The organism is Nocardioides luteus, assembly GCF_000960475.2.
Lineage (GTDB): Bacteria > Actinomycetota > Actinomycetes > Propionibacteriales > Nocardioidaceae > Nocardioides > Nocardioides luteus_A.
In genome coordinates this window covers 13,255-35,960 of sequence record NZ_JZDQ02000044.1, presented here as the reverse complement: position 1 = coordinate 35,960, position 22,706 = coordinate 13,255, and the positions used below count along the sequence as shown (strand labels likewise).

The 22,706-nt window shown below is 68.5% G+C and carries 24 protein-coding genes; 10 read left to right on the top strand and 14 right to left on the bottom strand.

The window, feature by feature from the left end; translation table 11 throughout:
* Nucleotides 1–14: 14 nt before the first annotated feature.
* The 4 genes from UG56_RS24120 to UG56_RS24105 form a co-directional block, all read right to left on the bottom strand.
* Nucleotides 15–671: a GntR family transcriptional regulator gene (locus tag UG56_RS24120; RefSeq protein ID WP_084101541.1), complete on the bottom strand. Its 657-nt coding sequence runs from the start codon at nucleotides 669–671 to the stop codon at nucleotides 15–17.
* A gap of 165 nt (nucleotides 672–836) precedes the next feature.
* On the bottom strand, nucleotides 837–2,201 hold the full coding sequence (locus UG56_RS24115; RefSeq protein WP_045550025.1) for an MFS transporter: 1,365 nt from the start codon (nucleotides 2,199–2,201) through the stop codon (nucleotides 837–839).
* A gap of 170 nt (nucleotides 2,202–2,371) precedes the next feature.
* Entirely contained in the window at nucleotides 2,372–3,091 is a 720-nt protein-coding gene (locus tag UG56_RS24110) for a maleate cis-trans isomerase family protein (RefSeq protein WP_045550036.1), read from the bottom strand.
* The gene (locus UG56_RS24105; RefSeq protein WP_045550024.1) at nucleotides 3,088–3,798 is read right to left on the bottom strand and encodes a maleate cis-trans isomerase family protein; all 711 of its coding nucleotides are present in this window, start codon (nucleotides 3,796–3,798) and stop codon (nucleotides 3,088–3,090) included. Before UG56_RS24105 ends, UG56_RS24110 begins: the two co-directional genes overlap by 4 nt.
* Nucleotides 3,799–3,893: 95 nt before the next feature.
* Here UG56_RS24105 and UG56_RS24100 point away from each other — a divergent pair, with 95 nt between their 5' ends.
* The 6 genes from UG56_RS24100 to UG56_RS24075 all read left to right on the top strand — a co-directional run bounded on the left by UG56_RS24100 (nucleotide 3,894) and on the right by UG56_RS24075 (nucleotide 9,160).
* Nucleotides 3,894–4,889, top strand: a complete 996-nt coding sequence (locus UG56_RS24100; RefSeq protein WP_256206870.1) for a D-2-hydroxyacid dehydrogenase — start codon at nucleotides 3,894–3,896, stop codon at nucleotides 4,887–4,889.
* Nucleotides 4,886–6,301 (top strand): amidase, encoded by a 1,416-nt coding sequence (locus tag UG56_RS24095; protein ID WP_071327296.1) that lies wholly within the window; start codon nucleotides 4,886–4,888, stop codon nucleotides 6,299–6,301. Before UG56_RS24100 ends, UG56_RS24095 begins: the two co-directional genes overlap by 4 nt.
* Nucleotides 6,298–6,810: a DUF3830 family protein gene (locus tag UG56_RS24090; protein WP_045550999.1), complete on the top strand. Its 513-nt coding sequence runs from the start codon at nucleotides 6,298–6,300 to the stop codon at nucleotides 6,808–6,810. The genes UG56_RS24095 and UG56_RS24090 overlap by 4 nt, the downstream gene beginning before the upstream one ends.
* A gap of 78 nt (nucleotides 6,811–6,888) precedes the next feature.
* Nucleotides 6,889–7,803 (top strand): glucosyl-3-phosphoglycerate synthase, encoded by a 915-nt coding sequence (locus tag UG56_RS24085; protein ID WP_045551000.1) that lies wholly within the window; start codon nucleotides 6,889–6,891, stop codon nucleotides 7,801–7,803.
* Complete coding sequence (gene folP, locus UG56_RS24080; protein WP_045551001.1) at nucleotides 7,803–8,663, top strand: dihydropteroate synthase; 861 nt, start codon at nucleotides 7,803–7,805, stop codon at nucleotides 8,661–8,663. Before UG56_RS24085 ends, folP begins: the two co-directional genes overlap by 1 nt.
* The gene (locus UG56_RS24075) at nucleotides 8,660–9,160 is read left to right on the top strand and encodes a hypothetical protein (RefSeq protein WP_045551002.1); all 501 of its coding nucleotides are present in this window, start codon (nucleotides 8,660–8,662) and stop codon (nucleotides 9,158–9,160) included. Before folP ends, UG56_RS24075 begins: the two co-directional genes overlap by 4 nt.
* A gap of 20 nt (nucleotides 9,161–9,180) precedes the next feature.
* Here UG56_RS24075 and UG56_RS24070 read toward each other — a convergent pair whose 3' ends face one another.
* A complete protein-coding gene (locus UG56_RS24070; protein WP_045551003.1) occupies nucleotides 9,181–10,335 on the bottom strand; it encodes an epoxide hydrolase family protein in 1,155 nt (384 codons plus the stop codon).
* A gap of 63 nt (nucleotides 10,336–10,398) precedes the next feature.
* Here UG56_RS24070 and UG56_RS24065 point away from each other — a divergent pair, with 63 nt between their 5' ends.
* Nucleotides 10,399–11,349, top strand: coding sequence for a helix-turn-helix transcriptional regulator (locus UG56_RS24065; protein WP_045551004.1), 951 nt, complete (start codon nucleotides 10,399–10,401; stop codon nucleotides 11,347–11,349).
* Between the two features lie 16 nt (nucleotides 11,350–11,365).
* Here UG56_RS24065 and UG56_RS24060 read toward each other — a convergent pair whose 3' ends face one another.
* Nucleotides 11,366–11,971, bottom strand: coding sequence for a TetR/AcrR family transcriptional regulator (locus tag UG56_RS24060; RefSeq protein WP_045551005.1), 606 nt, complete (start codon nucleotides 11,969–11,971; stop codon nucleotides 11,366–11,368).
* 113 nt (nucleotides 11,972–12,084) lie between these two features.
* Here UG56_RS24060 and UG56_RS24055 point away from each other — a divergent pair, with 113 nt between their 5' ends.
* Together UG56_RS24055 and UG56_RS24050 are read left to right on the top strand one after the other, a co-directional pair.
* Nucleotides 12,085–13,071 (top strand): hypothetical protein, encoded by a 987-nt coding sequence (locus UG56_RS24055; protein WP_045551006.1) that lies wholly within the window; start codon nucleotides 12,085–12,087, stop codon nucleotides 13,069–13,071.
* Between the two features lie 10 nt (nucleotides 13,072–13,081).
* Nucleotides 13,082–13,927 (top strand): CHAD domain-containing protein, encoded by an 846-nt coding sequence (locus tag UG56_RS24050; protein ID WP_052694049.1) that lies wholly within the window; start codon nucleotides 13,082–13,084, stop codon nucleotides 13,925–13,927.
* On the opposite strand, the gene vanX is transcribed toward UG56_RS24050, so the two are convergent.
* The 3 genes from vanX to UG56_RS24035 are packed head-to-tail and all read right to left on the bottom strand — an operon-like array spanning nucleotide 13,928 to nucleotide 16,582.
* Nucleotides 13,928–14,539, bottom strand: a complete 612-nt coding sequence (vanX, locus tag UG56_RS24045) for a D-Ala-D-Ala dipeptidase VanX (RefSeq protein WP_045551007.1) — start codon at nucleotides 14,537–14,539, stop codon at nucleotides 13,928–13,930.
* Nucleotides 14,536–15,576, bottom strand: coding sequence for a D-alanine--(R)-lactate ligase (gene vanA, locus UG56_RS24040; protein ID WP_045551008.1), 1,041 nt, complete (start codon nucleotides 15,574–15,576; stop codon nucleotides 14,536–14,538). The genes vanX and vanA overlap by 4 nt, the downstream gene beginning before the upstream one ends.
* Nucleotides 15,569–16,582, bottom strand: coding sequence for a D-isomer specific 2-hydroxyacid dehydrogenase family protein (locus UG56_RS24035; RefSeq protein WP_071327298.1), 1,014 nt, complete (start codon nucleotides 16,580–16,582; stop codon nucleotides 15,569–15,571). The genes vanA and UG56_RS24035 overlap by 8 nt, the downstream gene beginning before the upstream one ends.
* A gap of 128 nt (nucleotides 16,583–16,710) precedes the next feature.
* Between UG56_RS24035 and UG56_RS24030 the strand changes: the two genes are divergently transcribed.
* The gene (locus UG56_RS24030) at nucleotides 16,711–18,054 is read left to right on the top strand and encodes a UDP-N-acetylmuramoyl-tripeptide--D-alanyl-D-alanine ligase (RefSeq protein WP_071327295.1); all 1,344 of its coding nucleotides are present in this window, start codon (nucleotides 16,711–16,713) and stop codon (nucleotides 18,052–18,054) included.
* A 77-nt stretch (nucleotides 18,055–18,131) separates the two neighbouring features.
* Here the strand turns inward: UG56_RS24030 and UG56_RS28075 are convergent, their stop codons facing one another.
* The 5 genes from UG56_RS28075 to UG56_RS24020 form a co-directional block, all read right to left on the bottom strand.
* Complete coding sequence (locus tag UG56_RS28075) at nucleotides 18,132–18,470, bottom strand: hypothetical protein (protein ID WP_143055177.1); 339 nt, start codon at nucleotides 18,468–18,470, stop codon at nucleotides 18,132–18,134.
* Between the two features lie 332 nt (nucleotides 18,471–18,802).
* Complete coding sequence (locus UG56_RS28070) at nucleotides 18,803–19,948, bottom strand: hypothetical protein (protein ID WP_143055176.1); 1,146 nt, start codon at nucleotides 19,946–19,948, stop codon at nucleotides 18,803–18,805.
* Nucleotides 19,949–19,950: 2 nt separating this feature from the next.
* Complete coding sequence (locus tag UG56_RS28065; protein WP_143055175.1) at nucleotides 19,951–20,523, bottom strand: hypothetical protein; 573 nt, start codon at nucleotides 20,521–20,523, stop codon at nucleotides 19,951–19,953.
* Nucleotides 20,524–20,891: 368 nt separating this feature from the next.
* Nucleotides 20,892–21,473, bottom strand: coding sequence for a VanZ family protein (locus UG56_RS24025; RefSeq protein ID WP_071327294.1), 582 nt, complete (start codon nucleotides 21,471–21,473; stop codon nucleotides 20,892–20,894).
* A 40-nt stretch (nucleotides 21,474–21,513) separates the two neighbouring features.
* Nucleotides 21,514–22,644: a lipid II:glycine glycyltransferase FemX gene (locus tag UG56_RS24020; protein ID WP_045551156.1), complete on the bottom strand. Its 1,131-nt coding sequence runs from the start codon at nucleotides 22,642–22,644 to the stop codon at nucleotides 21,514–21,516.
* Between the last annotated feature and the right edge of the window lie 62 nt (nucleotides 22,645–22,706).

Genomic DNA, 22,706 nt, shown 5'->3' with positions numbered 1-22,706 from the left:
GCGTCGGCCGGGGTCTAGATGTAGCCCGGGTCGTCGTCCTCCGCGTGGATGAGGCGCCGCAGCGCCTCGTCCATGTGCTGCTCGACGCGCTTGAGGGTCAGCTTCACGTCGCCGGCCTCGATGGCGTCGACGATCTGGTTGTGCTCCTCGACCAGCTCGAGCGGCTGCTGGTAGGTGCCCTCCAGCGCGGTCAGGCACATCCTGGTCTCGACGATCAGGGTCTGGTGCATCCGGGCCAGCCGCCGGCTGCCGGAGCACTGCACCAGCACGTCGTGGAAGTGGAAGTCGGCATCGCTCAGCGCCGCCGGGTCGCCCAGCTCGAGGGACTTGGTCATCGCGTCGCAAGCGGCGCGGAGCTCGCGCAGCGCGGCAGGGACCCGGGCGCGGGCGATCATCGCGGCAGCGGCGCCCTCGACGGCTCCCCGGGCGACGTAGATGTCTCGGATGTCGGCCTCGTCGAGCTCGATCACGAAGAGCCCGCGGTTGGGCTCGCTGCGCAGCAGGCCCTCCTGGACCAGGCGCTGCATCGCCTCGCGCAACGGGCCACGGCTGACGCCGAACTGGGTCGAGAGCGCGGTCTCGCTCAGTTGTGCACCCGGCTGCAGTGTGCGCTCCATGATCGCCGTACGCAGCTGGCGAGCGATGACCGAGGCCGTCGACTCTCTGTGCACGGGTTCGAAGCTCGATGTCGCTGTCAACGTGGTCTCCGATGGGCTGCCGAGAAGAAGAGTTTGATTGTTGACAATCATTGCATGTGGGCGTGTCGACGGAGAGAACCGACGGCGAGCGGGCCGGGCACGTGTGACGTACCCGGCCCGCTCGTTCACGATGTCCGCTCAGACGACCTTGTCGAGCTCGGCGAGCTCCGCCTCGGACTCCGGCGTACCCGGGATCTCGGTGCCCCGGATCGACTTGCCCGCCGTCTCGACGACGAAGAACAGCGCGATCAGACCGACCACCGAGCCGGCGATCATGTAGTAGGCCGGCATCAGCACGTCGCCGGTCGCGCCGATGAGCGCGTTGTTGACGTACAGGGCCGTACCACCGAACGCCGCGGTGGAGATGTTGTAGCCGATCGCCATGCCGCCGTAGCGCACCTGCGAGGGGAACATCGCCGGGAAGGTCGCCGAGATGGTCGCCAGCTGGGCGACGTAGACGACGCCCAGCACGGTGAACCCGAGGACCGCCGGCCAGAAGCCCTGACCGATCAGCAGGAACATCGGGACCGACAGCACGATCAGCCCGATGAACGAGCCTCCCCACATCGGCTTGCGGCCGATCTTGTCGGAGAGGGCTCCCGCCATCGGCAGGAAGATCAGCATCGCGACCTGACCGAAGATCACCAGCAGGTCGGCGTCGGAGCTGTTGAAGCCGGCTTCCTCCTGCAGGTAGGTCGCCATGTAGGCCAGCAGGGTGTAGTTGGCGATGTTGAGCGCGGCGACCAGGCCGATCAGCGTGAGGATCGGCTTCCAGAACAGCGAGAACAGATCCTTGAGCGCGGCGCCGGCGCCGCCCTCGACGGCGTCCTCCGCCTCGAGCTCCTGGAAGACCGGGGTCTCCTCGAGCCTGGTCCGGATGTAGAGGCCGATCAGGCCGATCGGGCCACCGATCAGGAACGGGATCCGCCAGCCCCACTCGGTCATCGCCGCGTCACCGATGATCGACTCGGTGGTGAAGACGACGGCGATGGCGGCGGTGAAGCCGACGATGGTGCCGAACTCCAGGAAGCTGCCGTAGAAGCCGCGCTTCTTGTCGGGCGCGCACTCGGCCATGTAGGTCGCGGCGCCGCCGTACTCGCCGCCGGTCGAGAATCCCTGGATCACGCGGAGCAGCACGAGCAGGACGACGGCCCAGACGCCGACCGAGTCGTACGTCGGCAGGCAGCCGACCAGGAAGGTGGCGCCCGCCATCAGGATGATCGTCATCGCGAGGACGCGCTGGCGCCCGATGCGGTCGCCGAGCGGACCCCAGAAGATGCCGCCGAGTGGTCGCAGGATGAACGAGATCGCGAAGGTCAGAGCCGTGCCGGCGAAGCCGTACTCCGGGAAGAAGTTCGCGGTGATCTCGGTGGCGACATAGGCGAAGGCGCCGTAGTCGAACCATTCGGTCGCATTGCCGACCGCTGAGCCGGTGATGGCTCTTCGGAGCATCGGTTTGTCGGGTTGTGCCTCGTGGGAGGGGATGGTGGGGGTTCCGGACATTTCTTCTCACCTATTCGGTGTGATTGATGGCTGGGGACCGCTTTTGACCCGCAGTGTCGACAGTAGGTTTGTCAACAATTCTTTCCACGTTAGCGCCGTCTGTGCGCCCTGGCTAGGGCGCGCCGACCGTGGCGCAGGGTGTCGCGAAAGGTTTATGTAAAGCCGCGACGCTACCTGAAGAGGGCTCCGAGCCCGGGCAGGGGGTGGGACGCCCGGGCGAGTCGCAGGCCCTCCCACACGGTCACCTGATTGGCTGTCAGGACGGGCTTCCCGAGGGCTTTCTCCAGTGCATCGATGCAGGTCAGCGTGTGCATCGCGGTGTCAGGGACGAGGACGGCCTCGGCTCCGGGAACGTCGACGGCCACGGCCATCTCGACGACCGCCTCCGGGCCGAGTCGGCCGACGTCGGCGGCGGTGAAGATCCCGCTGGCGCCGAAGGCGATCACCTCGATCCCGTCCGCGGCCAGGAACGAGCGGAAGTGCTCGGCGAGCTCTGCGGGGTAGGAGGCGGCGACGGCCACCTTGCTGATCCCGAGAGCCCTGGCCGCCTCGACGAACCCGATCGAGGTGGACGACGCGGGCACGCCGACGCGTGCGCTGATCGCGGCCGCCTGGGCCGCGGCGCCGTCGCGGCCGTAGACGAAGCTGCCCGAGGTGCAGGCCCACATCACCGCATCGGGGGAGTGGGCGGCGATCGCGTCGGCGCCCTCGGCGAGCCTGGCCGCGGAGCCGGTGTCGAGGAGGGCCTCGACGGTGTGCTCGTCGCGACCGATCGAGGTGTGGACCACGGGCAGCCGGATCGCCCCGTCGAGGGCGCTCTCGAGCGCCGGGAAGTCGTCCTCGGCCGCATGTCCGGGATAGAGCAGCCCGACGACCGGCGGCCGGGTCATGAGGCGTGCCCCCACAGGTGCTCGGCGGTCGGCGGAGTACGTCCGACCATCCGGAGCACGGTCTCCATCGTCGCCCGGTTGGCCGAGACCACCGGCTTGCCGAGCTCTGCCTCGAGCCGGCCGATGACGTCGTACGTCGCCAGGTTCGTGCACGAGACGACGACCGCCTCGGCGGCGTCGGTGTCGGCGGCCCGCACCAGCTCGAGCGTCGTCTCGTAGGGGACCTCCCAGATGTGGTGGCTCAGGCCGAGGTCGCCGGTGCTCACCACGCTGATCCCGGCCTCGGCGAGGAAGCCGGCGAACCGGCCGGCGAGCGCCGCATCGTAGGGAGTGGCGACCGCGACCCGGGTGACGCCGAGGGCGGCGAGCGACTCGAGCACGGCGCCGGAGGTGGTGATCGCCGGAGCGCCGCCCGCCCGGCGCATCGCCGCGGTGAGCCGGCGTTCGCCATGGCGCCCGTGGACGAAGCTGCCGGAGGTGCAGGCGTAGACGTAGGCGTGCGGTTCGGCGGCCGAGAGGTCGCGAACGGCCTGCTCGAGGACCGCGGTCTCGCTGATCTCTTCGGCCATCTCGACGGTGACCACGCGGTCGGTGTAGGGCGTCCGGGTGAAGAGCAGGCTGGTGTCGGCCGGGGTCCACCGCCAGAGCTCGTGGTCGAGCACCATGTCGTGGGGAACGACCACGGCGATGCGTACTGATGGGGACATCGCACCTCGCTAGGATTGTTGACAATCTGCAATCTGCTTTCCTAGCGTAGTCTCGGATTGTTGCCGAGGTGTGTCGAGTGCGACGGAGGATTTTCTTGGAGACGTCGCGGCGCCCCACGATCACGATCCTGTGCCCGTCCGACGGCGGCAGACCCGTCGGCATGGAGCTCCTCGAGGCGGATGCCGAGCTCGTCTACACCGATGCCGCAGGTCTGCCCGACGCGCTCCGCGGCGCCGAGGCACTGTTGCTGTGGGACTACTTCTCCGAAGCCGTGCGCGACGCCTGGCCCAGCGCCGGCTCGCTGCGCTGGATCCATGTCGCCGCCGCCGGCGTCGACAAGCTCCTGTTCCCGGAGCTGGTCGGCTCCGACGTGGTCGTCACCAACGCCCGCGGGATCTTCGACCGGGCGATGGCGGAGTTCGTGCTCGGCTCGATCCTGGCGGTGGCCAAGGACATCCACGTCAGTCATGACCTGCAGACGGCCCGGAAATGGCACCGCCGCGAGACCCGGCTGATCAGCGCGGAGACCGCGCTCGTGGTCGGCACCGGCGCGATCGGCCGCGAGACGGCCCGGCTGCTGCGTGCTGCCGGGATGCAGGTACGCGGCGCCGGCCGCACCGCCCGCAGCGGTGATCCCGACTTCGGTGAGATCGTCGCGAGCGCCGACCTGGTCGCGCACGTGGGCTGGGCCGACCACGTCGTGGTCGCGGCCCCGCTGACCGAGCAGACCCGCGGCCTGATCAGCAAGGACGTGCTCGCGGCGATGAAGCCGGGCAGCCACCTGGTCAACGTCGGACGCGGCCCGATCGTCGACGAGAGCGCGCTCGTCTCCGCGCTCCGGGACGGTCCGGTCGAGGCGGCATCCCTCGACGTCTTCGAGGTGGAGCCGCTGCCGGCCGAGAGCCCGTTGTGGACGATGCCGGGAGTGGCGGTCTCGGCACACATGTCCGGTGACTACGAGGGCTGGCGGGAGGCGCTGGCACGCCAGTTCATCGACAACGCCCGGCGCTGGCTGAACGGTGAGCCACCGCTGAACATCGTCGACAAGCGACACGGCTTCGTCGTCGCGGAGGAGGGGACGCGGCCATGACCGACCTCAGTGCCATGACCGCGGCCGAGCTCGTCGCCGGCTACCGCACCGGAGCCTTCACGCCGCTCGACGCCACCCGCGCCGTGCTCGACACGATCGAGGAGCGCGACCCCGCGGTGAACGCGTTCGTCCGGGTCGACCCCGACGGTGCGCTGGAGCAGGCGACCGCGTCCACCGAGCGGTGGCGGGCCGGGCGGCCGCTCGGCAGCGCTGACGGTGTACCGACCTCGGTCAAGGACATCCTGTGGACAGCAGGATTGCCGACAATCCGCGGAACCTGGCTCATCGACGAGGCCGGACCGTGGCCGGAGGACGCGCCCGCGGTCGCGCGGCTGCGCGAGGCCGGGGCCGTGATCACCGGCAAGACCACGACACCGGAGTTCGCCTGGAAGGGCGTCACCGACTCGCTCCGCCACGGCTCCACCGGCAACCCGTGGGACCCGGCCCTGACCTCGGGCGGCTCCAGCGGCGGCGCGGCCGCCGCGGTCGGCCTCGGCATGGGCCCGTGGGCGCTCGGCACCGACGGCGGCGGGTCGGTGCGGATCCCGGCATCCTTCACCGGCACCGTGACGATCAAGCCGACCTACGGCCTCGTGCCGCTCTATCCCGCCAGCCCGTTCGGCACCCTCTCCCATGCCGGACCGATGACCCGGACGGTCACCGACGCCGCCGCCCTGCTCGACGTGATCGCCGGCTTCGACTCCCGTGACTGGTCGGCCCTGCCGACCCCGAGGACCTCCTTCCTGACCGGCCTCGACGACGGCGTCGAAGGGCTGCGGATCGGGTTCTCGCCCACGCTCGGGTACGTGAAGAACGACCCGGAGGTCGAACGACTGGTCCGCGCGGCGGTCGTCGTGCTCGAGGCCGAGGGCGCCCAGGTCGACGAGGTCGACCCCGGCTTCACCGACCCGGTCGAGGCGTTCGACGTGCTGTGGTTCTGCGGTGCCGCGAAGGTGCTCGACGCCTACCCGGCCGGCGCGATCGACCGGATCGACCCCCTGCTGCGCGAAGGCATCGAGACCAAGGGCCGCGGCTCCGCCGCCGACTACCTGGACGCCACCGCGGTCCGGATGGACCTGGGCCGGCTGATGGGGCGGTTCCACGAGACGTACGACCTGCTGATCACCCCGACCATGCCGATCACCGCCTTCGAGCGCGGGCGGCAGACACCGGAGGGGTGGCCCTCGCCGTGGTGGCCGAGCTGGACGCCCTACACCTACCCGTTCAACATGACCCAGCAGCCGGCGGCGAGCGTGCCGTGCGGCACCACCGACGCCGGCCTGCCCGTCGGCCTCCAGATCGTCGGGGCGCGCCACGACGACGCCCGCGTGCTGCGTGCGGCGCGGGCCTACGAGCGGGCCAGCGGCGAGCCGTTCGTCCGACCTGTCGACAATCCTCGAGGAGCCAGATGAGCCGCTACATCACCGTCACCCTGGAACGCCGCGGCGTCTCCTGCCTCGCCCGGCTGCTCGACGAGGAGGCGCCACGCACCGCCGGCGCCGTCTGGGACGCGCTGCCGCTCAGCGGCCAGGTCTTCCACGGCAAGTACGCCCGCAACGAGATCTACCACCTGGTGCCCGCCTTCGCCGCGAAGGAGCCCGGCAAGGAGAACACCACGGTCACCCCGATCCCGGGCGACCTGTGCTACTTCGCCTTCTCCTCCGACGATCTCGGCAACCCGTCCTACGGCTACCCGGAGGACCGCGGCCCGGGGGAGCTGACCGAGATCGTCGACCTCGCCCTCTTCTACGGCCGCAACAACCTCCTCATCAACGGCGACCAGGGCTGGGTGCCGGGCAACGTCTTCGGCACGATCGTCGACGGCCTCGAGGAGATGGCGCAGGCCTGCCAGGACGTCTGGATGAACGGCGCCACCGACGAGGTCCTCACCTTCGCGCGCTCTCACGAGGACACGCCGTAGCCCTGGCCGAGAGTGGCTGGGAGCCGGACGGATCGGGTATCGATCGGGTGTCTGGGTTTCCGTCGATAGGGTTTGAGCATGTCGTGGTCGGAGAGCAACACCCATCACTGGGACGACTGGTCGCTGGCCGAGCTCGTCGAGGCGAAGCAGGGGCAGCGGGTCAGCCTCGTCGTCCCGGCGCGCAACGAGGCCGCGACCGTCGGCGACCTGGTCAGCACGCTGCGCAGCAGCCTGATGGAGACCTCCGACCTGGTCGACGAACTCGTCGTGATCGACTCCGACTCCTCCGACGACACCGCGCGGATCGCCTCCGACGCCGGCGCCGACGTCTACGCCTCGGCGGCGATCCGTCCCGATCTCGGGTCCTATCCCGGCAAGGGCGAGGCGATGTGGAAGTCGCAGTTCGTGACCACCGGCGAGCTCATCGTCTTCATGGACGCCGACCTGACCGAGTGGGACACCCATTTCGTACGCGGCCTGGTCGGCCCCCTTGTCAACAATCCGACGATCGAGCTGGTCAAGGGCTTCTACCGGCGCCCCGGTGAGCACGGTCTCGACGGCGGCCGGGTCACCGAGCTCGTCGCCCGCCCGCTGCTCGCGCTCCACCGCAGGCCGCTGCGCGACCTGATCCAGCCGCTGGCGGGGGAGTGGTCGATCCGGCGCTCGCTCTTCGAGCGGCTGCGGGTCCCGACCGGCTACGGCGTGGAGCTCGCCGCCCTCGTCGACACGCTCGACACCCGCGGGATGGACGCGATCGCCCAGGTAGACCTCGGTCAGCGCGACCACAGCCACCAGGATCTCTTCGACCTCGGCCTGATGGCGACGCAGATCGTGGGCATGATGTCGCGCCGCCTCGGCACCGGTCCGGCGGGCGACGATGTGGAGATGCGGCAGTACATCCCGATCGACGGCTCGACCAAGGTCGTCGACCGGAGCGTGAGCCTCCTGGAGCGGCCGCCGCTGCGCGACGGCTCGGGCGGTATGGTCGCCTGATGCTGCGCCTCGGACGACACGACTTCGGTGATGACGACGCGCTGATGATGGCGATCGTCAACCGCACCCCGGACTCGTTCTTCGACAAGGGAGCGACCTGGGCCGAGGACGCGGCCTTCGAGCGCGTACGCCTGGTGGCCTCCCAGGGGGCGGAGATCGTCGACATCGGCGGGATCAAGGCGGCACCGGGCGCGGAGATCGACGCGGCGGAGGAGAAGGCCCGGGTGGTCGACTTCGTCGCCCGGGTGCGGGAGGAGTTCCCGGCCCTGGTGATCTCGGTCGACACCTGGCGCGCCGAGGTGGGCGACGCGGTGTGCGCCGCTGGGGCCGACCTCATCAACGACGCCTGGGGCGGAGCAGACCCGGAACTCGTCGACGTCGCTGCTGCCCATGGCGCTGCGATCGTGTGCACCCACACCGGCGGCGTGACGCCGCGGACGCGGCCCTACCGGATCGAGTACGACGACGTGGTGCGAGCAGCGATCGACGACACCCTGGGCTACGCCCAGCGTGCCCTGGACGCAGGCGTCGCCAAGGACTCGATCGTGATCGACCCGGCCCACGACTTCGGGAAGAACACCTTCCACTCCCTCGAGATCACCCGTCGGCTGGGGGAGATGGTCGCCACCGGCTGGCCCGTGCTCGTCTCCCTCTCCAACAAGGACTTCGTGGGGGAGACCCTCGACCTGCCGGTCGGTGAGCGCCTGCTCGGCACGCTGGCCGCGACGACCGTCTGCGCGATGGCCGGCGCCCGCATCTACCGGGTCCACCAGGTCCCGGAGACCCGCCAGACCGTCGACATGGCCCGGACGATCGCCGGGAGACGGCTTCCGGCGCGAGCGATCAGGGGGCTGCAGTGACGCGAGTGGCGCTGGTTCCGGGATGTCTGGCCCTGCTGCCGGAGTACGCCTCGCTCGAGGACCCTGTCCACGACCTCCGCGCTGCCTGCCTGGCCGCGGTGGCCTGGCTGGGGGAGGACGTACGCGTCGTCGCCGGTGCGCAGGGCGCCCGGGTGGCCACCGCGCTGCTGGCCGAGGTCGGCACGGCTCCGGTGGACAGCGGGGAGGCGGCGTACCTCATCGTCGGCAACGGCTCGGCCCGCCGCAGCGAGAAGGCGCCGGGACACCTCGACCCGCGGGCTGCGGGGTTCGACGACGTGCTCGGGAAGGCCCTGGCGACGCCCGATCCCGAGGCGCTCGGTGCGCTCGATCTCCAGCTGGCCGATGAGCTCTGGGCCGACGTCGGCCCGATCGTGGAGGCCGCCGAGCTGCTGCGTGGCGTCACGACCGTGGCGGTCGACTATGAGGACGACCCCTACGGGGTGCGCTACTGGGTCGCCCGCTGGGCCGACCGGTAGCGCACCCCGCGCAGCGGTCCTCAGCGCAGCTTCTCGAAGAAGTCCCGGACGTCGCCGACGAGCAGGTCGGGGGCTTCGAGGGCGGCGAAGTGGCCGCCGCGGTCGAACTCGGACCAGTGCACGAGGGTGTGCTCGCGCTCGATGGTGCTCCGGATCGACACATCCATGGGGAACACGGCCACCCCGGTCGGCACGGTGGAACGTGCGCTCGCGCTCCAGGCGCCGGCATGCGCGGTCTCGTAGTAGCTGTTGGCCGAGGAACCGGCCGTGCCGGTCAGCCAGTAGAGCATGACGTTGGTGAGCAGCAGATCACGATCCACCGCATCCTCGGGGAGGTCGGCCGCGGGATCGGTCCACTCCTTGAACTTCTCCACGATCCAGGCCAGCTGCCCCACCGGCGAGTCGTGGAGCCCGTGCGCCAGGGTCTGGGGGCGCGTGGTCTGCATCATCATGTAGCCGGCACCCTCGAACTTCCAGTAACCCTGGACCTTCAGGCGCTCCTGCTCGGCCTCGGTCAGCCCGACCTGATCCTCCGGGGCGACCTCCGCGAAGGCGTAGAGCCCGTTCGCGTGCACGCCGACGACCTTGTCGGGATCGAGCCGGCCGAGCCCCGGGGCGATGACCGCGCCGGTGTCGCCGCCCTGCGCGCCGTAGCGGTCGTAGCCGAGCCGGTCCATCAGGACGGCGAGCGCCCGCGTCACCCGGTTGATGTCCCAGCCGGCCTCGGTGGTCGGTCCGGAGAACCCGTTGCCCGGGAGTGACGGGATCACCAGATGGAACGCGTTCGCCGGGTCACCGCCGTGGGCCCTGGGGTCGGTGAGGGGACCGATGACGTTCAGGAACTCCACGATCGATCCGGGCCAGCCGTGGATCAGGATCAGCGGCAGCGCGTCGGGCTCGGGGGAGCGTACGTGCAGGAAGTGGATGTTCTGCCCGTCGATCTCGGTCGTGAACTGCGGGTAGGAGTTCAGCTGCCGCTCGTAGGTGCGCCAGTCGTAGCCGTCACGCCAGTAGTCGGCCAGCCCCTTGAGGTAGCCGGCCGGAACCCCGCGGCTCCACCCGACGTCGGGAAGGTCGGTGGTCCAGCGTGTCCTGGTGAGCCGCTCGGCGAGGTCGTCGAGGTCGGCCTGGGGAACGTCGATGGTGAAGGGGTGGATCTCGCTGTTGGTGTCCATATCGGCAACGCTACGGACCAGTTAGGCCAGCTTCTGTCCTAGGACGATGGCAGACTTCACGACATGTGGGAGACATCGGCACGGCTGCTGCGGCTGCTCTCGTTGCTGCAGGCGCGGCGCGACTGGTCCGGCGCCGAGCTGGCCGAGCGGCTGGAGGTGACCACCCGTACGGTTCGCCGCGACATCGACCGGCTGCGCGCCCTCGGCTACCCGGTGCACGCCACCGCCGGCACCGCCGGCTACCGGCTGGGGCCGGGCGCTGACCTGCCGCCGCTGCTGCTCGACGACGACGAGGCCGTCGCGGTGGCGATGGGTCTGCGTACGGCGGCCGGCGGTTCGATCACCGGCATCGAGGAGACATCGGTGCGGGCGCTGGCGAAGCTCGAGCAGGTGCTGCCGTCCCGGCTCCGCCACCGGATCAACGCACTCCAGTCGATGACCGTTCCCCTGACCAACATCGGACCCACCGCCGATCCGGACACGCTCACGGCCATCGCCGCGGCCTGTCGAGACTCCCTGCGCCTACGTTTCGACTACCGCACCCACGACGGCACCTCGAGCGTACGCACCGCGGAGCCGCACCGGTTGGTGCACACCGGCCGGCGCTGGTACCTCGTCGGCTGGGACGTCGATCGTCAGGACTGGCGCACCTATCGTGTCGATCGACTCGAACCGCGTACGCCCACCGGTCCCCGGTTCACCCCACGCACCCCGCCGGATCCCGAGCTCGGCGGCTACACCTCGCGGGCCGTCTCGACCGCTGCGTACCGTTATCAGGGTCGGTTCACGCTGCATGTCAGTGCCGAGACGGCCGCGGAGCGCATCGCTCCCACCACCGCGGCCCTGGAGCCGATCGACGAGCATCGCTGCACCCTGCGTGCCGGGTCCAACTCCTTGGACGAGCTGGCCGTCTACGTCGCCGGCAAGGGCTTCGATTTCGAGGTGCACGAACCGCCGGAGCTGGTTGCGCACATCAAGGCTCTCGCTGCCCGGTTCGCCGCGGCGACGCCGTAGTCGCCGTCGTAGGTCCTCAGTCGAGCAGGTCGGCGAGCCCTGCGGCGTAGATCTTCGGGGTGACGTCACCCAGCATGATCCGCTGCAGGATAAAGCCCGGCAGCAGGCCGGTGAGGACCATCGCGATGCGTTCGGGGTCGGCACCTCGGCGGAACTGGCCCGCGTCGATGGCCTTCTCGGCGTAGTTGCGCCAGGCGTCGCGGATCCGTCGGGCCTCGGGCACCATGATCGCGTGGATCTCCGGGTCGCGCGCGGCCTCCGCCCAGGTCTGCAGGGCGATCCGCGGGAGGTCCACCCCGAGCTCGGTGCCGAGATCGAGAAGGTGCTGGGTGGCGGCCTCGATCGCCCACTCCGGCGGGGGAGCGTCCATGTCCGATCCCTCTTCGGGGATGAGCCGGTTGATCGCGGCGGTGACACCGGTCAGGCCGGACTGGGCGATCGCGTGGATGATGTCGTTCTTGCTGCGGAAGTAGGTGTAGACCGACCCTGCCGAGAGGCCGGACTCCTTGACGACCGCGGCCATCGTCGTCTTGTGGAAGCCGTCGCGCTCCACGCAGCGCAGCGTCGCCGCGATGATCTGCTGGCGTTTCTCGGCACGGTGCTCCTCGCTGACCTTGGGCATGGGCTGAGGATACCTCAAAAGAAAACGAACATTCATTCTTGATAAATCCGCCGAGGAGGAGGAGAGTTCTCTCAAAGAGAATGAACATTCGTTTTTTTTAAGAAGGAATCGCCATGCCCACGTCCGTGAAAGCCGTGATCGGGGTCAGCCTCGGTCTGGTCACCCTGCTCACCCTGCTCATCACCGCCTTCACCTGGCCCTCCAGCGAGATGGAGCCACGGGCGCTGCCGTTGGCCGTCGCCGGTCCGCCGCAGGCGGTCACCCAGATCGAGACGCAGCTCGCCGCCACCGCGGGCGAGGACGCCTTCGACGTCATCGCGGTCGCCGACCGGGATGCGGCGGTCGAGGCGATCGAGGACCGCGAGGCCTACGGCGCGATCGTCGTCGCCCCGGAGGGCCAGGAGGTGCTGACGGCCACCGCCGCCAGCGCCAACGTCGCCCAGCAGCTGACCGCGATGGCGACGGCGATGGGCGCCGAGACCGGCACCGCCCCGAAGGTGACCGACGTCGTCGCCGCTCCGCAGGACGACCCGCGCGGGCTCGTCTTCGGCACCGCGGCGCTGCCCCTCGCGCTCGGCGGCATCATGGCCGGCGCGATCACCTCGCTGGCGCTCAAGCGCACCCGCGACCGCGTCGCCGCCGCGTTCCTGATCGCGATCGGAGGCGGCCTGGCGATGACCGGGATCATCCAGGGCTGGCTGGGCGCCCTCGAGGGCACCTATCTGGTCAACGCCGGTGTCGTCTCCCTCGGCATCCTCGCGGTCGCGCTGCCGATCGTCGGCCTGCGCCACTTCATCGGCATGGCCGGTGTCGGCATCATGGCGCTCCTGGTCATGTTGGTCGGCAACCCCCTCTCCGGCATCACCTCGGCCCCGGAGATGCTCCCGTTCGGCTGGCTCGGCCAGCTCCTGCCTCCGGGTGCGACCGGATCGGCTCTTCGCGGCCTCTCCTTCTTCGACGGCGCAGGCTCCACGACCCCGCTGATCGTGCTCGCCTGCTGGGCCGGCGCGGGCCTGCTCCTCACCCTCCTCCCGCATCGTGAGAAGGGCAGCTCGGAGGTCGACGAGAAGGTGGGTGACCTGGAGTCCGTGGCAGGGTAGAACTGTAGGGATGACTCATCCACACGAGCCGGCCGGCGAGTGGTGGCGCGACCAGGTGGCCGCGCTCCACCGCTGGGGCCGGCTCGTGCTGCGTGACGAGGACGACTCGGTCCACCAGATGCGCGTGACGGTTCGCAGGATGCGGAGCGTCCTGGCGACGTACCGCCGATTTCTCGACCCGGAGCAGACCGAGCCGCTCCGCGAGGAGCTGAAGTGGCTCGCCGACCTCCTCGGAGAGGTACGCGACGCCGAGGTGCTCCGCAAGCGGCTGCGCCAGTGGGCGGCCGAGCACGGTCCGGGTCCCACGGGTGTCGACGCGCTCCGGATCGCGCTGGCCGAGCGCCAGGCCCAAGGCCGTGCCCTGCTGCTCCCGGAGCTGGAGGGGGAGCGTTACCGCTCGCTGATCGCGGCCCTCGCCGCCCCGGGCGGGTTCCCGTGGTCGGACGGCACGCCCGGCAAGAAGGCTCTGCGCAAGCGAGTCCGGCGGAGCTGGCGACGCCTGGCGGCAGCGGTCGATGCCGCCGAGGTCGCCGATGGCCCCGGCGAGCGGCGCCGGCGGCTCCACGAGGCACGCAAGAAGGCCAAGCGCACCCGCTACGCGGCCGAGTCGCTGCGGGAGCTCTTCGGTGAGGATGCCGAGCGCCTCGCCGAGGCCGCGAAGTCGATCCAGTCGACCCTCGGTGACCTCAACGACGCTGCCGTCATGATCCGGACGATCGACACCGTCCCTGGGCCCGATGCCGCGCTCAGCGAGCTCAGGGCAGCCGAGGAAGCCGCCGCCGCCGACGCCGAGGAGCGGTTCGCCTCCGTCTGGAAGAAGGCGAACCGCTCGAAGGTCCACGGCTGGCTGGGCTAGCTACTCGATCGGAAAGTCGAAGTACGTGTCGGGATAGGGCTCCTCGATCAGCGAGTAGTGCCACCACTCGCTGTCGTAACGGCTGAACCCGCACGACTCCATGACCGAGCACAGCTGCGCCCGGTTGCTGGCCGCCTCCGCGGAGACCCCGGCCGCGCCGTGATGGGAGATCTCGTCCATCAGGTCGTGGCCGCCGCCCATGTCCAGCAGCTCGCCCGAAGCCAACGAGAAGAGGGTCAGGTCGACGGTGCTGCCGCGGCTGTGGCCGGACTTCGTGGCGACGTACCCCTTCTCGAACATCTCCGGACGGGTGATCGCGGGGTAGTGGATCTGCTTGCGCGCGTCGTGCCCGGAGGGCTCCTCGGCCCAGCGCAGGAAGGCGTCGACGGCGCGCTGGGGACGGTAGCCATCCCACAGCAGGATCCCGAGGCCGAGGGCCGCGGCCTTGTCGCGGGCCTGGGTGAGGGCGACGCACAGCTCCCGGGTCCCGACGATCCGGTTCACCAGGTAGCCGTCGACCGGCTTGCCGGTGAAGTTGTCCCGGGTGGCGTACTTGCTGTCCCAGCGGATGCCCGGCACCAGCTCGTCGACGAAGGCGAAGCCCTCCCTCATCGGACCGTCTCCTCCAGCGCGAGGGTGACCGCACGGTCGAGGAACTCGGTCATCGAGATCCCGGCGGCCGCCATCATCCGAGGGTAGCGGCTGTAGGAGGTGAGCCCGGGCAGCGTGTTGACCTCGTTGAGCACCACGGTGCCGTCGGCCTTCAGGAACATGTCGACCCGCGCCAGACCCCGGCAGCCCAGCGCGCGGTAGACCCGCTGCGCCTCGGTCTTGACCAGCTCCTGCGCCTCGGCGGGGATGTCGGCGGGCACGATGAAGGTCGCGTTCTCCGAGCCGGTCTCAGGAGCGTCCTCCTGGTGGATCTTGAAGAAGCCGTGCGAGAGCGCGACGTGGTCGACCTCGCCGGTGACGAGCTCGGCGCCGTTGCCGAGGATCGCGCAGCCGATCTCCTCGGCCACGACGCCTTCCTCGATGAGCACCTTCTCGTCGTACTGCCGCGCGGTCGCGATCGCCTCGTCCAGCTCCGCGGCCGAGCTCACCTTGCTGACCCCGAACGACGATCCGGAGCGGGCCGGCTTCACGAAGACCGGATAGGGGAGTACGCCGGGATCGATCTCGTCGCCCGGGTAGAGAGTCCAGAACGTCGGTGTCGGGATCCCGGCCTCGGCGACGATGGTGTAGGCCAGCGACTTGTCCATGCACAGCGCCGAGCTCTGCACGTCGCAGCCGACGTACGGGATCCCGGAGAGCTCGAAGAGGCCCTGGATCGCGCCGTCCTCGCCGAGCTTGCCGTGCAGGACCGGGAGCACGACGTCGAGCCGGATGGTCTCGTAGCTGCCTTCGTCCAGGACGAGCAGCCCGTGGACGCTGCGGTCGGGGGAGAGCACGACCGGGCGGTGGGCGCCGTCCTCCCAGCTCGGGTCGGGGCCGTCGCACAGCCGCCAGTCACCGCTCTTGGTGATGCCGATCCAGTAGGCCTCGTACGCGTCGGTGTCGAGGTTCTTGGCGACCTCCTGCGCCGACTTCACCGAGACGGGGTGCTCCTCGAAGACGCCACCGAAGATGATGCCGACCTTGCGCTTAGACATGCTGCAACCTGCTTTCGAATTCACGACAGTTGACGATGGAGTTCTCGACCGTGTCCCGGAGGGCATGGTCGGTGAAGTAGGCGATGTGGGGGCTGACCAGCACGTTCGGCATCTCCTGAAGCCGCGCCAGCCAGCCGTTCGGGATCTCGCGGCCACGGAGATCGGCGTAGAAGATGCCCTCCTCGCCCTCGATGACATCGAGGGCAGCGCCGCCCAGACGGCCCTCCTCGAGCGCGGTGACGAGCGCCGGGGTCTCGACGAGCGCGCCGCGACCGGTGTTGATGACGTACGCGCCGGGGCGCATCCGGTCGATGCGCCGCCGGTCGAGCAGATGGTGCGACTCGGCGGTGAGCGGCGCGTGGAGCGTGACGACGTCGCTGCACTCGACCAGGTTGTCCAGGTCGACGTGCTCGACGCCCTCGGCCGCCGACCGGGGCTTGATGTCGTAGGCGAGTACGTCGCAGCCGAAGCCCCGCAGCCGGTCGATGACCGCGACGCCGATCCGCCCGGTGCCGACCACGCCGACGGTGAGGTCGCGCAGCTCGCGACCCCGGGTGGCCGCCGGGCGGTAGTCGTGGGCGTCGGTGCGACGGATGGTCGACTTCGCCTGGCGCACCGCCATCAGCATCAGCATCAACGTGTAGTCGGCGACCGAGTCGGGCGAATAGGCGACATTTCCGACCGTTATCCCGATGCTTGCCGCGAAATCGACATCGATGTGGTTGAAACCGACGCATCGCGTCGAGACATACCGGATTCCGACCTTCTCCAGAGCGAGAAGCGTCTCGTTCGATATCGGCGTCTTGTGGCTGACGCTGATGCAACGGCCTCCGTGGGCGAGATCGGCATTCTCCACGGTGACCGGTTCTGCCGTGGTGGTCAGCGTGACCCCGTGAGCGGGTGCCAGGGAGTCGAAAAGGTGCCTCTCATCAGGGGCGCAGCCATAGACCGTGATACCGCTGGTGGGCGGGACCGCGGTGTGCGCCGTCGGCTCGTGGTAGATCATCCCGGCCAGCAAACCGGAGGAGCAGTTGCGGCCCCGTATGGAATTTCCGATATGTCGACGATAAGTTATCGTCCGCATATCGATTAGCGGATACGCGGTGACAACAAGGGAATTCGAACACTGAGGGGATGATTCCCCTCAGCTTGGACGAAATCGCCTCGTTGGTCGGCGGGAAGGTCGTCGGCGACGGCTCGGTGACCGTGACCGCCCCGGCCGTGATCGACGGTCGCCAGGCCGACCCGGGCGGCCTCTTCGTCGCGTTCGCGGGCGAGCACACCGACGGCCACGAGCACGCACCGCAAGCCGCCGCGGCCGGCGCCGTCGCCGTGCTCGGCTCGCGCCCGACGACGCTCCCCACGGTCGTCGTCGACGACGCCCAGGCCGCGCTGCAGCGGCTGGCCGCCCACGTCGTCGCGCTGCTGCGCGACGGGCTGACCGTGGTCGCGGTCACCGGCTCCCAGGGCAAGACCAGCACCAAGGACATGATCGGGGCGGTGCTGTCGAGCGCCGCACCGACCGTCGCGACCTCCGGCTCGTTCAACAACGAGCTCGGCGTACCTCTCACCATGCTGCGCGCCGACGCCACCACGAGGTTCCTGGTGCTCGAGATGGGTGCCCGGCACATCGGTGACATCGCCGAGCTGACCGGCCTGGTCGCGCCCGACATCTCCGTCGTCACCAACGTCGGCCGGGCCCACCTGGGCGAGTTCGGGTCCCGCGAGGCGATCGCCGTGGCCAAGAGCGAGCTGGTGCGGGGCCTGGCGAGTGGCGGCACCGCCGTGCTGCATGCCGACGACCCACGGGTGCTCGCGATGGGCGACCTGACCGACGGTCCGGTGCTGGCCTTCGGTGCCGGCGAGAGGGCCGGTGTGCGTGTCCACGACCTGGCTCTGGACCGGCTCGGCCGTCCATCGTTCCGTCTCCGGCACGGCGAGGAGCAGGCGACCGTCACGCTCCCCTTCGTCGGCGCTCACTGGGCGCTCAACGCCGCGGCCGCCGCAGCCGCGGGCCTGGCCGCCGGCGTACCCCTCGAGCAGGCCGCGACCGCACTGCACACCGCCTCGATCTCGAGGTGGCGGATGGAGCTGCGCGCCCTGGCCAACGGCGCGACCCTCCTCAACGACTCCTACAACGCCAACCCCGAGTCCACCCGCGCCGGCCTCGACGCCCTCGCCTCGATCGAGGCCAGGCGCCGCATCGCCGTGCTCGGCGAGATGCTCGAGCTCGGCGAGACCAGCCGCGACGCGCACCACGAGATCGGGACGTACGCCGCCACGCGGGCCGACCTCGTCCTCACCGTCGGCGAGGCAGCGGCCGTCATCGCCGACGGTGCCGGGGCGAAGGCAGTGGCGCTGCCCGACAACGCCGCCGCGATCGACTGGCTGCGAAGCCACGTCGGCCCCGGCGACGTCGTCCTCGTCAAGGCCTCACGCGGAGCCCGCCTCGACCAGGTCGCTGCGGCCCTCGTATGACATCAAACCGAAGGCGGTACGCCCAATGAGAGACGCCATGTGCCACCAGCGTGGATGGCTGAAGGTTGGCGATCGGGTCAGTTCTGCGGAATCGATGTGAGAAGAGCGTCAGAAGCCATCAGCAAGGATTGATTGACGGAACCACCGGACTTCTTTTCCGTGGTGCACCTGGTCGTCACGTTCACGTAGGCACCATTACCAGCTACGAGCGACTCTACGAAGAGATTCGTGCTGGATCCGGACGATTCCTGCGATGCAAATCGGTCGCCCTGGCTCCACCATCCCTGTATCGCCGACCGCTCCGTCCGTCCGACGAATATTTGATCAGTGGCGCTTGCTGCGGTCAGCCACGTCAGGCGATCCTCGTACTCTTGCTCGATGTCGGCGGCGTCCGAGTCATCGTCGAGGAATCGCATGGTCAGGCGAAAGGATAAAGCTGTGGGGGCCGAGACCCTAGTCGAGCTTGCCGGCCGGATCGCACCGTTGATCGTGCATGAGGCGCCGCCGCTGACGATTGTCTCGCTGAGGACCGACCAAGTGCGATCGCGGAGAACATCTTCTATACCGGACGCTGTCAAAATGTCAGTGCAGTAACCATCACTTGGAGTAGCGACCCTATTTTCGCCTGACGATGTTGGAGAACTGCTCGACGGATGAGTATCCGGATCATTTCCGTTGCTTCCACAGGAAGTCATGAACGCTGTGAGGGCCAGCGAGACGAAGATGGCCCTTGGTGTTCGAGCCACCGTCATGAATTCACCGACTCGTGATGCCAATCGCCAGGGTCGACTCGGCCAACATCCGGAGTTCGAGGAGCCAAACTGGACTCGTTTTCAGTGACAATCTTCACGATACCGGTGAGCCCTCCTTCAAGTTCATCCCACTTTGCACGATTCCAGGTCAGGACATCAGAAACTCTGTTGAAAAGTTCGTCACCGATTTCGACGGCTGTCGCGGCGGACAATGCGACGCGCTCGGACCCCTCCAATGAGGCGGCTGAGGCGGCCATTCCTCCAGCTGCCGCTGCGGCTCCCATGAGTCCCGCCGCGAGCGCCAACGAAGTTCCGCCGGTCGGGATTGCAAGCAATGCTGCAATCACGCCGACGCCAGCAGACCCCAGTCCCACTGTCTCGGCTGTGCTGGGTGGCGGATCCGCCTGCCAGTCCGCTGCGCGAGCATCTAATTGCTGCATGATGGCGTCGTCGATTCCCCTGACGATCTGCATAAGCGCATCCTGCGATATGGATACGATCTGATGCGCTGAAGTGAGTCCACAATTAAGCGCTGCTGCAATGACTGAATGGATCGCACCCGCAGGCTGTATATGTCCATAAGTATAGTTGAAGAAGGCGTCTGCTGCGTCGCCCTCCCAGTCGCTCACGCTATTCGTGAGTTCGAGAAGGTCCTGTGTAGCGACCACTTCGATCGCCGCCTCAGTCTCCGATATCGTGCTGGCTGCGCTTTCAAATGATGGTGCAACGGGTTGAACCAGATACTTCGTGGCGTCACGAACATACCCAACGAGATTAGCCGCGTATTCTTTGCCATTGGTGTTGCATTCCGCAAGCGCCTTCTTGAATTCGCTCTCCCAATGGCCGACTGGTCCTGTTGATGTGGACGCTGGCCAAGAAACAGATGGCTGGGTTGCCGATCCTGGGGTGGGAAACCATCCGAGGTCCATCTCGAATTCGTGGATTCGGCCCACGGTCATGACTACCTTTTCGCCGCCGCCCGCGGTATATAGGTTGTCGATCTCGCCGCCCGGAATTGCCTGTTCACGAGTCGCCTTTACTGTTGCGATGAACGCGTCGATCGCGTGCAGGTCTGCGAGGGTGTGCTCAAAGCGCTCGATGGTGGCATCAAAAACCCCTCGGTTCCAGTCGTTATTCGCCACCACTAATCCACCTTGGCAGTTCCCGTGATACTCATGCCCTCAAACCATTCGGGAGCATCTTTCGGTGACTCCAAGGATGGAGGTTCGTAAACCGATCCGTAAGGTGCGCCCGTGCCAGGTGGCTCTGGCACCTTGGCGGGATGTGCAAAGTCGTCCGCGCCGAGGTTCTGCTCGCGTAGTTCATCGAACTTAGCCTTGGCTTCTTCGTCGGTCTCGACGAAAAGCTCCGCGACCTGAACCAATGTTCGTCCGCTGATGTCGAGAACCTCGGTCGTTCTACGCATGCCGAAATGCAATTCGTTTCGAAGATTCTCCATGACCCTGAATGCAGCCTCGCCGCCTACAGAGTCGCCCAAGAAGGCAATCTGCTGCGTGAAGTCATGGACCGATCCCGTTAGTCCAGAGTACTTGGCCGCTAGATCAGGAAACTTCACTCGACCCGCCCTGAAGAGGGCGAATATGTCCGCCCCGAACTCTTTGCCGTGGCCGAACTTGCCTGCACGCCCCTGCGGACTCGGCGGTAACGCTGATGGATCCAGGCTCATGTGGCCCGGTCGATGTGCATCATCACCCATATGGTCCTCCCCGAGATATCGCCATGTGAGCCTAGCCTTTACTGGACGACTTCACAATCTTCTTCGGGCTGTGCGGTGTGTTGATAAGGACGTTGTCGAGGCAACAGACTTCCTGACCGATGGGCGCGACGCGGATCTTACAGAATGTACGTACGCCGCGGGGAGGCGACCTTCGTTGTTCATGACTGGGCGAGGGGCCGAGCCAGGACAGCGGACGACGATCGGGGGATCGGAGTCATAGTCGGCTCCATGGTCGGCAGTCCACGGGGATCTCGGGTACAGACCTTCTCGCGCAGACTTCGACGACCAGCCAAAGTAGGAGCTTCCACAGCCGCGTGAGGGATGGGTGCTGTGGCGGCCTGGTGTAGTCACATGGTTCGCACGAGATCGTTGTCGAGAACCATGGTCGACGCGCACGACGGGCGGCGACGGCGCCACCACGGCCACGACAGGATCGCGGCGGCGGTGGCGCCGCCGGCGTTGAGGATGACGTCGTCGACGGAAGAGACCCGGTCGAGCATCAGGGCGTATTGCAGCACCTCGATCGAGACCGACACCGCGAGTGCCAGGCCCAGGACCCGCCAGATCGAGCGCAGGCCGCGGAACCGGATCGGTGCGAAGAAGCCGAGGGCGGCGAGCAGGATCAGGTTGCCGACGATGCCGATCCGTCCCATGGTGGGGAGGTCGGTGAACGGCTCGAGGCTGACGGCACCGGGGACGAGGCCTGCCTCGCTGCCCGGCACCATGGTCAGCAGCAGGCCCGGCACGGTGCCGTAGACGATGGCGACCTCCGCCAGCGAGTGGCGCCAAGCCCGTCGCCATGCGACCCCGAAGACCCGGCGCAGCACGGCCAGCAGCGGCACGGCCAGCACGGCCACGGGGAACGCCAGCACCGCCAGCACGACGATGCCGGTCTCCGTCAGTGAGCCCGACTCGTTCACGATCATCATCCGATGCCGCCTTCCCTGATCTTCCTGCTCGACATCTTCGTCATCGACTCCGCCGTCTCATGTAGAGGTCGAACGCCCGGTAGAGGATCGGCCGCAGCGGGAGGTCCCACTCACCGACGTACCGCACCGCCTGCCCGCCGGTGCCGACCTTGAACTGGATGAGCCCGACGTGCGGGTCGTCGGTGGACAGCGTCGGGGTGATGCCGCGCAGGTCGTAGACGTCGCACCCGGCGGCCAGCGAGTCGCGGATCATCGCCCACTGCAGGGCGTTGGAGCCGCGTACATCCCGCTTCTCGGTCGAGGAGGCGCCGTAGACGTACCAGGCGTGCCCGCCGACGCGGACGTAGATCGTCGCGGCCACCAGGTCGCCGTCGTGGCGGGCGAGATAGAGCGTGATCCGCTCGGGGTCCTCGGCGGACAGCGCGGCGAACATCTTCCCGAAGTAGGCCAGCGGGCGCGGGGTGAAGTGGTCGCGCTCGGCGGTGTGGACGTAGAGGTCGTGGAACGCCTTCAGATCCGCGCCGCCGGCGGAGGTGGTGACCTCGACGCCGGCCTTGGCGGCCCGCTTGATGTTGCGCCGCCACAGCTGGTTCATGCCGCGGAGCACGTCCTCCTCGGAGCGCACGGTCCCATCCGGGCGCCGCAGCGGGATCTCGTACGTGAACTGCGGCTGCCCCGCCCCGAACCCGTCCGTGGGGTTCTGCGGGATCCAGCCGGAGTCGCCGAGGTAGCGCGTCACCTCGGCGCCCACGGGATCGGGCCGCCCCGGGAGGTCGGTGAGGCGGGCGACGCCGGGGTCGGCGATGCCGTCCTTGACCTGTGCCGCGTCCCAGGTGTCGGTGGGCACCGGGGGAGCGACCCGGATCGCGAACGCGCCCTGCGACCTCAGATAGGAGACCAGCGGCGGGAACCAGACGGTGAGCCCACCGGCCCAGTCGATGTCGGGGCCCCACGGCAGATAGGCCAGCGTGCGGCCCAGCCGCGGCACCGACCGGTGCAGGACCAGCCCGGTCGCGGCGAGCCGGTCACCGGCGTACCAACCCAGCGACTCGCTGCGCCACTCCGTCTTGACCTCGGCCCACGCGGGCGTCTGCAGGAAGCTGACCGACCGGCGCGACCTGACGTGGTCGAGGTGCTCGGCGGGGCTGATCGGTCGCACGGTGAAGGTCACCGTGCCAGTCAACCCGTGCAGATGTCGCCAGGGCGTATGGCATTTCGGATACGTCGGCGATA

Bases quoted from the DNA above. Each gene is read 5' to 3' on its own strand.
- vanX (WP_045551007.1), bottom strand. From the start codon at position 14,539: ATGAGGGAGGGCTTCGCCTTCGTCGACGAGCTGGTGCCGGGCATCCGC.
- UG56_RS24105 (WP_045550024.1), bottom strand. From the start codon at position 3,798: ATGTCCCCATCAGTACGCATCGCCGTGGTCGTTCCCCACGACATGGTG.
- UG56_RS28075 (WP_143055177.1), bottom strand. From the start codon at position 18,470: ATGCGATTCCTCGACGATGACTCGGACGCCGCCGACATCGAGCAAGAG.
- UG56_RS24070 (WP_045551003.1), bottom strand. From the start codon at position 10,335: ATGGACACCAACAGCGAGATCCACCCCTTCACCATCGACGTTCCCCAG.
- UG56_RS24060 (WP_045551005.1), bottom strand. From the start codon at position 11,971: ATGCCCAAGGTCAGCGAGGAGCACCGTGCCGAGAAACGCCAGCAGATC.
- UG56_RS24055 (WP_045551006.1), top strand. From the start codon at position 12,085: ATGCCCACGTCCGTGAAAGCCGTGATCGGGGTCAGCCTCGGTCTGGTC.
- UG56_RS24035 (WP_071327298.1), bottom strand. From the start codon at position 16,582: ATGATCTACCACGAGCCGACGGCGCACACCGCGGTCCCGCCCACCAGC.
- UG56_RS24025 (WP_071327294.1), bottom strand. From the start codon at position 21,473: ATGATGATCGTGAACGAGTCGGGCTCACTGACGGAGACCGGCATCGTC.
- UG56_RS24030 (WP_071327295.1), top strand. From the start codon at position 16,711: ATGATTCCCCTCAGCTTGGACGAAATCGCCTCGTTGGTCGGCGGGAAG.
- folP (WP_045551001.1), top strand. From the start codon at position 7,803: ATGCTGCGCCTCGGACGACACGACTTCGGTGATGACGACGCGCTGATG.
- UG56_RS24110 (WP_045550036.1), bottom strand. From the start codon at position 3,091: ATGACCCGGCCGCCGGTCGTCGGGCTGCTCTATCCCGGACATGCGGCC.
- UG56_RS24090 (WP_045550999.1), top strand. From the start codon at position 6,298: ATGAGCCGCTACATCACCGTCACCCTGGAACGCCGCGGCGTCTCCTGC.
- UG56_RS24115 (WP_045550025.1), bottom strand. From the start codon at position 2,201: ATGTCCGGAACCCCCACCATCCCCTCCCACGAGGCACAACCCGACAAA.
- UG56_RS28065 (WP_143055175.1), bottom strand. From the start codon at position 20,523: ATGGGTGATGATGCACATCGACCGGGCCACATGAGCCTGGATCCATCA.
- UG56_RS24085 (WP_045551000.1), top strand. From the start codon at position 6,889: ATGTCGTGGTCGGAGAGCAACACCCATCACTGGGACGACTGGTCGCTG.
- vanA (WP_045551008.1), bottom strand. From the start codon at position 15,576: ATGTCTAAGCGCAAGGTCGGCATCATCTTCGGTGGCGTCTTCGAGGAG.
- UG56_RS24095 (WP_071327296.1), top strand. From the start codon at position 4,886: ATGACCGACCTCAGTGCCATGACCGCGGCCGAGCTCGTCGCCGGCTAC.
- UG56_RS24065 (WP_045551004.1), top strand. From the start codon at position 10,399: ATGTGGGAGACATCGGCACGGCTGCTGCGGCTGCTCTCGTTGCTGCAG.
- UG56_RS24050 (WP_052694049.1), top strand. From the start codon at position 13,082: ATGACTCATCCACACGAGCCGGCCGGCGAGTGGTGGCGCGACCAGGTG.